Here is a 7,985-nt window from a genome sequence, read left to right as displayed (position 1 = left end):
CGGCGCCGCTACGCGCCGCCCTCGGCCGCGAGGTCCCCGGCGTGCTCACCGGTCACCAGGAACACCACCCGCCGCGCCGCGGAGACGGCGTGGTCGGCGAATCGCTCGTAGTACCGGCCGAGGAGCGTCACGTCCACGGCCGTCTCGATCCCGTGCTCCCACTTGTCGTCCATCAGGTGCTGGAAGAGCGTGCGGTGCAACGTGTCCATCGCGTCGTCGTCCTGCTCCAGCTGGAGCGCGAGCCGGACGTCCTTGGTGGCCAGCACCTGGGCCGTCTTGGCCATCAGCCGCTGGGCGAGCTGCCCCATCTCCAGCACGGTGGCGTGCAGGTCGGAGGGGACGGCCTTGTCCGGGTAACGCAGCCGGGCCAGCTTGGCCACGTGCTTGGCGAGGTCCCCGGACCGCTCCAGGTCGGCGGAGATCCTGAGCGAGGTCACCACCGTCCGCAGGTCGGTGGCCACCGGCTGCTGGCGGGCCAGCAGGGCGATGGCCCTGGCCTCCAGGTCGTGCTGGGTCTCGTCGACGCCCCGGTCCGCCTCGATGACCCGCTCCGCGAGGGAGAGGTCGGCGTCCAGGATCGCGGTGGTGGCGCGGCCCATCGCCGAGCCGACGGTGCGGGCCATCTCCACCAGGTCGTCGGTGATCGAATCCAGCTCCTCGTGGTACGCGTCGCGCATCTGTGTTCCCCTTTTCCGATGACGGACGGTCCCGGGCGGATCCCGGGGAAGGCTCCCCGAGCGGGCCGATCATGAACGTGGTTCCACGTGCGGTCCGTCCTACCCGCCCGTCGCGGCCTGAAGCCCCCGAAAGCGCGGCAGGCCCGCCTTTCCCGCCCCGTGGCGGGCCGTCGGGGTGAACCGACACGGGCCGGAAGGTGAACTCTGGGCGACCAGTGCGCCAGGTCTCCCCCAGAGGGCTGGGGAGCACCCCCTCACCCCGCCTAACCTGGAGTCATGGACGTGGACGCGGCGGTCGCCGCAGCGGCGGCGATCGCCGGTGTGCTCACCGGTGTGATCGCCATGCTGGCGTTCCGCTGGAGCGAGAGCGATCTGGAACGCCCCTCCCGGGCCTCGGCGCACGCGGAGTCCGCCCTGCCCCGCGGGGTGGACACCGTGCTGTCGGTGCTCCGCTCCTCGGCGGTGGTGCTGGACGAGGCGGACGCCGTGGTCAAGGCCAGCTCGGCCGCCTACGCCCTGGGTCTGGTCCGCGGAGGGCGGCTCTCCGTCGAGCCGATGCTGCAGATGGCCCGGGACACCCGGCGGGACGGCGAGATACGCCAGGTCGAGCTGGAACTGCCCCGACGGGGCGCGGGCCGCGCCGAACCGCTCGCGGTCTCCGCCCGGGTCGCCCCGCTCGGATCGCGCCTGGTGATGCTGCTGGTCGAGGACCTGACCGAGGCCCGCCGCATCGAGGCGGTCCGGCGGGACTTCGTCGCCAACGTGTCCCACGAGCTGAAGACGCCCGTGGGAGCGCTCTCCCTGCTGTCGGAGGCCGTGATGGACGCCTCCGACGACCCGGAGGCGGTGGAGCGGTTCGCCGGCCGGATGCAGATCGAGGCCACCCGCCTCACCAATCTGGTGCAGGAACTCATCGACCTCTCCAGGATCCAGAACGACGACCCCCTGGAGTACGCCGAGCCGGTCAAGGTCGAGGTGCTGGTCGCCGAGGCGATGGACCGCTGCCGCCAGCAGGCCGGCTCCAAGAACATCACCATGGCCGCGGCCGGCGCCGAGGGGCTGTACGTCTGGGGCAACCGCGGCCAGCTGGTCGGCGCCCTGGGCAACCTGGTCGAGAACGCCGTCAACTACTCGCCCGCCCAGACCAAGGTCGGCATCGCCGCCCGCCGGGTCACCGGACCGGGCGGGGAGATGGTCGAGATCGCCGTCACCGACCAGGGCATCGGGATCTCCGACCGGGACCGGGACCGCATCTTCGAGCGCTTCTACCGGGTCGACCCGGCCCGCTCCCGGGCCACCGGCGGCACCGGCCTGGGTCTCGCCATCGTCAAGCACGTGGTGGCCTCGCACGGCGGCGAGGTCACCGTCTGGAGCACCGAGGGCCAGGGCTCCACCTTCACCATCAGGCTTCCCGAGGCCCGCTCGCCGCGCGGGCGTCAGGGCTCCGCGAACGCCGGCGGCCCGCCCGCCGCAACCGGGGACCAGGGCGGCCGGCCCGCCGTCTCCGAGGACTCCGGCGGCCCTGCCGCCGCGTCCGCCAAGTCCCCCGCCGGCGGGTCCACCGCCGTGCCCGCCGTCCAGCCAGATCCGCTTCCCGCTCCGGAGGTCCGCCCGTGACCCGTGTGCTCGTCGTCGAGGACGAGGAGTCCTTCTCCGACGTTCTGTCGTACATGCTGCGCAAGGAGGGCTTCGAGGTCGCCGTCGCGGCGACCGGCCCCGACGGCCTCGAGGAGTTCGAGCGCAACGGAGCCGACCTGGTCCTGCTCGACCTGATGCTGCCCGGGCTGCCGGGCACCGAGGTCTGCCGCCAGCTGCGCAACCGCTCCAACGTGCCGGTGATCATGGTCACCGCCAAGGACAGCGAAATCGACAAGGTGGTCGGTCTGGAGATAGGCGCCGACGACTACGTCACCAAGCCGTTCTCCTCCCGGGAACTGGTCGCCCGGATCCGTGCCGTGCTGCGGCGGCGCGGCGAGCCCGAGGAGACGACGCCCACCGCCCTGGAGGCGGGCCCGGTCCGGATGGACGTGGACCGGCACGTGGTCACCGTGGACGGCGCCAAGGTGGACCTGCCCCTCAAGGAGTTCGACCTGCTGGAGATGCTGCTGCGCAACGCCGGCCGGGTGCTGACCCGCATGCAGCTGATCGACCGGGTCTGGGGCGCCGACTACGTGGGCGACACCAAGACGCTGGACGTCCACGTGAAGAGACTCCGGGCCAAGATCGAGCCCGACCCGGGGGCCCCGCGGTACCTGGTCACCGTCCGTGGGCTGGGCTACAAGTTCGAACCGTAGGCCGGTTGACGCACACGGGTTGACGCACACGGACGGAAGGGGCGGCTCCGCGCGGAGCCGCCCCTTCCGTCCGTGTCCCGCGCGCCTCCCGGCGCGCGCGGCCGCTGCCGGCCGTCTCAGTGGCCGGCGCCGGACCCGGTCTCCGCGGACTCGTCCTCGGTGTTCTCCTCGGGGGACGCGGCGGCGCCCGACGGCTTGCCGGAGGGGTCCACCGACGGCTTGGCGGTCGGCGACGCGGTGCCGGGAACGGCCCCGGGACCCCAGTCGGCGAACTGGTTCTCGGCGGGCAGCACCAGGACGTCGAGGGAGACGTCGCCGGTCTCGCTGAAGGTGAAGGTCACCCGCTGGTTGTCGCCGTCGCGCACGGCCTCGCGGCCGACGGGCAGCGTCGCGGTGGCATTGTCCTTGCCGCCGATCACCACACGGCCACCGGCCGGGACCGTGACCGAGGTGCCCTCGACGGGCTCCAGCTCCACGGTGGGACCACCCTCCAGCGTGATGGACTCCAGCGTCTGGGCGGTGGACCCTTCGTTGAAGACCGTCGCCATGACGCTGGCCGGTCCGGTGGCCCCGGGGTCCTCCTGCGTCAGGATGGCGACGTTCTGGACCTTGATGTCGCCGACGGCGACGTCCGACAGGTCCGGCTTGATCTGGAGGGTCTCGGCGTTGTTGCCGGCGCCGCAGGCGGCGAGCGAGGCGATCGAGAACGCGATGGCGGCGGCGGCGAGGGCGCCGCGTCGAAGGCTGCTGCTCACGGCGGCGGCAACTCCTTGAACGTGGGCGGAGCGGGAGGGCGCGGGCGCCGCTCCCCTGGGTTCGTATGGCGTCCCAAGATTACCGAGCCTCTTCTTCCCCACCGCACCCGACCCACCCTCTGCGCACCACGCGTGCACACGGCGTGAACCCGCGGATCGCGGGCACAGGAACTTCACGGGTCCGCTTGACGTTCGTCACAACAACGCCTTGCCGTCCGCCGTGAGGGTTCCTCGGCCTCCTCTTCGTGCCGCGGATTCCGCGCTCACCCGTTCAGCATTCGCATAACTGCGGGGCGTTATTTCCGCAGGCCCGGAATGGCGATGACGAAAATCGATCAGGGGTTCACTCCACCGGCCGATGATCAATTCCGCATTGCCTCGGCCGCCGCTGCGCCGGTCCGGCGGCCCGCTCGAACGGAGTAGCGGAGTTCGCTCACTTGGAATCGGACATTCTGGGGCGTAACGTCGTTGTCGCAGGGCTCCGAAGGGGTGTAACGTCCGCGTTTCGCGCGGCCGTGATCCCCCCTCCGACCTGCGAATACCCCCTTCCGTTCCCCTTAGGAAGCATGCACCGGCGGGAGTTGTCAAGCCCCGAGATATGCCCTGACCTGCGAAAACGCCATTCAGAACACGCCCAATCCGTGTTACCCTGGATAGCCACGGAAGGGGTACCTGTCACATGACGTTCAAGGTTGGCGACACCGTGGTCTATCCCCATCACGGGGCCGCGCTGATCGAGGCCATCGAAACTCGCCAGATCAAAGGCGTGGACAAGACCTACTTGGTGCTGAAGGTCGCCCAGGGCGATCTCACTGTGCGCGTGCCTGCGGACAATGCGGAGTTCGTGGGTGTGCGCGACGTGGTCGGTCAGGATGGACTGGACCGGGTCTTCGAGGTGCTGCGCGCGCCGTACGCCGAGGAGCCCACGAACTGGTCGCGCCGTTACAAGGCAAACCTGGAGAAGCTGGCCTCCGGTGATGTCATCAAGGTCGCCGAGGTCGTCCGCGACCTGTGGCGTCGCGAGCGGGAGCGCGGCCTGTCCGCCGGTGAGAAGCGCATGCTCGCCAAGGCCCGCCAGATCCTGGTGAGCGAGCTGGCGCTCGCGGAGAACACCAACGAGGACAAGGCCGAGGCGCTGCTCGACGAGGTGCTCGCCTCCTGATGATCCCCCGGACGCGCGTCGGCGGTTCCGCCGAGCGTGACCGGAAGCAGGACACTCGCTGCCGTGGTGCCCGATGATGCGAAAGCATTGCCGGGCGCCGCGGCATGTCCGGAGGCATGCTGGTTGAGCCGGAGTCCGGCCCGGGCCCCGAAGCCCTGTCACCGCGAGCCCCGTTCCGCGGCCCGCTCCGGTCCGGAGCCCGGGCCGACCCGACCGTCTGTCACGGAAGGGGTCCGGTCGGTGGCGGGCGTCCGGTTCGCAGAGGCCATACCCATCCGCGTGGAGCACACAAACCTGACGGGAACCATGTCTGAAGCAGTGTTGTCCCAAGAAGAGCGCCCCGCCCCGTCGGCCGCGCACGCCGCCGTGGTGATCCCGGCCGCCGGCCGGGGCGTACGCCTGGGCCCCGGCGCACCCAAGGCGCTGCGGACGCTCGGCGGCACCCCCATGCTGATCCACGCGGTGCGCGCGATGGCCGCGTCCCGTCATGTCTCCCTGGTCGTGGTGGTGGCCCCGCCGGAGGGTGTGGCCGAGGTGCGGTCGCTGCTCGACTCGCACGCGCTGCCCGGGGGCACCCCCGGCGGTGGCCGGGCGAGCACCGAGCTTCTGGTGGTCGCGGGCGGGGAGACCCGCCAGGAGTCCGTGCGGCTCGGCCTGGAGGCCCTGCCCGACGGACACGAGGTGGTGCTGGTCCACGACGCGGCCCGGCCGCTGGTCCCGGTGGACACCGTGGACACGGTGATCGAGGCGGTCCGCGACGGTGCTCCCGCCGTGGTCCCCGCGCTGCCGTTGGCCGACACCGTGAAGGAGGTCGAGCCCGCGGCGGTGGCCGGCGTGCCCGAACCGGTGGTGGCCACCCCGGAGCGCGCCAGGCTGCGCGCCGTGCAGACCCCGCAGGGGTTCGACCGGACCGCCCTGCTCCGCGCCCACAAGGAGGTGGACGGCGAGGTGACCGACGACGCGAGCATGGTCGAGCGGCTCGGCCTGCGCGTCGTCACGGTGCCCGGGCACGAGGAGGCGTTCAAGGTGACCCGCCCGCTGGACCTGGTCCTGGCGGAGGCGGTCCTGGCCCGCAGGAGGCGCAACGATGGCTTCTGAGCAGCCCGTTCCTTCGTACCCGCTGCCGCAGGTCGGCATCGGCACCGACATCCACGCCTTCGAGGAGGGCCGCGACCTGTGGTGCGCGGGCCTGAAGTGGGAGGGCGAGGGCCCCGGTCTGGCCGGGCACTCCGACGCGGACGTGGTGGCGCACGCCGCCTGCAACGCGCTCTTCTCCGCCGCCGGACTCGGTGACCTGGGGCAGCACTTCGGCACCTCGCGGCCCGAGTGGTCCGGCGCCTCCGGGGTCACCCTGCTCACCGAGGCGGCCCGCATCGTCCGTGAGGAGGGCTTCGTCATCGGCAACGTCGCCGTGCAGGTCGTCGGCCCCCGGCCGAAGATCGGCAAGCGGCGGGACGAGGCGCAGAAGATCCTCTCCGAGGCGGCGGGCGCACCGGTCTCCGTCTCCGGGGCGACCACGGACGGCCTCGGCTTCCCCGGCAGGGGCGAGGGACTGATGGCGGTGGCCACCGCCCTGGTCGTCCGCGCCCCCGGCGGGTAGGTCCGAGGAGCCGGCGGGTGGTCCGCGGAGCCGGCGACGGCGCCGCTGCCGGCTCCGCGGACGGGGCCGGAAGCGGTGCCGTGGACGGGGCGGGCGACTGTGCCGTGGACAGGGCCGGCCAGGGCCCCCGGAAGCAGGGGCCGGTTGTTACGCGGTGGGCGTGAGGCAGTGCCGCACGCCCACTACTCTTGAGGCGTGACTATTCGCCTGTACGACACCAGCGCCCGGCAGATCCGTGACTTCGTCCCGCTCACGCAGGGCTGTGTCTCGATCTACCTGTGTGGTGCCACCGTGCAGGCGCCGCCGCACATCGGGCACATCCGCTCGGGCCTCAACTTCGACATCCTGCGCCGCTGGTTCGCCCACCGCGGCCACCAGGTGACCTTCGTCCGGAACGTCACCGACATCGACGACAAGATCATCGCCAAGTCGGCCGAGTACGGCCGCCCGTGGTGGTCCATCGGTTACGAGAACGAGCGCGCCTTCACCGCCGCCTACGACGCGCTCGGCTGCCTGCCCCCGACCTACGAGCCGCGGGCCACCGGTCACGTCACCGAGATGGTCGAGATGATGCGCGGCCTGATCGAGCGCGGCCACGCCTACGAGGCGGGCGGCAGCGTCTACTTCGACGTGCGCTCGTTCCCCGAGTACCTGTCGCTGTCGAACCAGGACATCGACGACCTCCGCCAGCCCGACGAGGGCGTGGCCGGCAAGCGGGACCCGCGGGACTTCGCCATGTGGAAGGCGGTCAAGCCGGGCGAGCCCAGCTGGGAGACGCCGTTCGGCCCCGGCCGCCCCGGCTGGCACCTGGAGTGCTCGGCGATGGCCCACAAGTACCTGGGCCGCGCCTTCGACATCCACGGCGGCGGCCTGGACCTGATCTTCCCGCACCACGAGAACGAGATCGCCCAGTCCAAGGCGTTCGGCGACGAGTTCGCCCGCTACTGGATGCACAACGCCTGGGTGACGATGAGCGGCGAGAAGATGTCGAAGTCGCTCGGCAACTCGGTGCTGGTCTCCGAGATGGTCACCCGGTGGCGGCCGATCGTCCTGCGCTACTACCTGGGCACCCCGCACTACCGGTCGATGATCGAGTACAGCGAGGAGGCGCTGCGCGAGGCCGAGTCCGCCTTCGCGCGGATCGAGGGCTTCGTCCAGCGTGCCGTCGAGCTCGCGGGCGGGCCGGTCGAGCCCGCCGCCGAGGTGCCGCCGGCCTTCGCCGAGGCGATGGACGACGACCTGGGCACCCCGCAGGCGCTCGCCGTCGTCCACACCACGGTCCGGCAGGGCAACAGTGCCCTTCAGGCCGACGACAAGGAGACCGCCGTCGCCCGGCTGGCCGAGGTCCGCGCCATGCTCGGCGTGCTCGGCCTCGACCCGCTGGACGAGCAGTGGTCCGGCGCCGCCGGCGGTCGCGGCGAGGAGCTCGAAGGCGTGGTCGACGGCCTGGTCCGGCTGGTGCTGGAGCAGCGTGAGGCCGCCCGCGCCCGCAAGGAC

The 7,985-nt window shown here is 71.8% G+C and carries 8 protein-coding genes; 6 read left to right on the top strand and 2 right to left on the bottom strand.

Annotation, left to right across the window (positions count from 1 at the left end; translation table 11 throughout):
- Positions 1 to 8 precede the first annotated feature (8 nt).
- The gene (phoU, locus tag HW445_RS12130; RefSeq protein ID WP_180221029.1) at positions 9 to 677 is read right to left on the bottom strand and encodes a phosphate signaling complex protein PhoU; all 669 of its coding nucleotides are present in this window, start codon (positions 675 to 677) and stop codon (positions 9 to 11) included.
- 276 nt (positions 678 to 953) lie between these two features.
- Here phoU and HW445_RS12125 point away from each other — a divergent pair, with 276 nt between their 5' ends.
- Positions 954 to 2,294: a cell wall metabolism sensor histidine kinase WalK gene (locus tag HW445_RS12125; protein WP_180221028.1), complete on the top strand. Its 1,341-nt coding sequence runs from the start codon at positions 954 to 956 to the stop codon at positions 2,292 to 2,294.
- On the top strand, positions 2,291 to 2,971 hold the full coding sequence (locus tag HW445_RS12120) for a response regulator transcription factor (protein ID WP_151774291.1): 681 nt from the start codon (positions 2,291 to 2,293) through the stop codon (positions 2,969 to 2,971). The genes HW445_RS12125 and HW445_RS12120 overlap by 4 nt, the downstream gene beginning before the upstream one ends.
- 116 nt (positions 2,972 to 3,087) lie before the next feature.
- Here HW445_RS12120 and HW445_RS12115 read toward each other — a convergent pair whose 3' ends face one another.
- Positions 3,088 to 3,726 (bottom strand): DUF461 domain-containing protein, encoded by a 639-nt coding sequence (locus HW445_RS12115; RefSeq protein ID WP_180221027.1) that lies wholly within the window; start codon positions 3,724 to 3,726, stop codon positions 3,088 to 3,090.
- A gap of 679 nt (positions 3,727 to 4,405) precedes the next feature.
- Here HW445_RS12115 and HW445_RS12110 point away from each other — a divergent pair.
- The 4 genes from HW445_RS12110 to cysS all read left to right on the top strand — a co-directional run.
- Entirely contained in the window at positions 4,406 to 4,888 is a 483-nt protein-coding gene (locus HW445_RS12110) for a CarD family transcriptional regulator (RefSeq protein ID WP_003953493.1), read from the top strand.
- Positions 4,889 to 5,209: 321 nt separating this feature from the next.
- Entirely contained in the window at positions 5,210 to 5,986 is a 777-nt protein-coding gene (ispD, locus tag HW445_RS12105; RefSeq protein WP_180221030.1) for a 2-C-methyl-D-erythritol 4-phosphate cytidylyltransferase, read from the top strand.
- Entirely contained in the window at positions 5,976 to 6,488 is a 513-nt protein-coding gene (ispF, locus tag HW445_RS12100; protein ID WP_180221026.1) for a 2-C-methyl-D-erythritol 2,4-cyclodiphosphate synthase, read from the top strand. The genes ispD and ispF overlap by 11 nt, the downstream gene beginning before the upstream one ends.
- Positions 6,489 to 6,683: 195 nt before the next feature.
- Positions 6,684 to 7,985: cysteine--tRNA ligase (cysS, locus tag HW445_RS12095; protein WP_180221025.1), on the top strand; the 1,302-nt coding region annotated here is incomplete at its 3' end.

This window comes from Streptomyces sp. UH6, from assembly GCF_013421635.1.
Classification (GTDB): Bacteria; Actinomycetota; Actinomycetes; order Streptomycetales; family Streptomycetaceae; genus Streptomyces; species Streptomyces abyssomicinicus.
The sequence above is the reverse complement of the archived record's forward strand: the minus strand, read 5'-3'. Positions and strand labels throughout refer to the sequence as shown.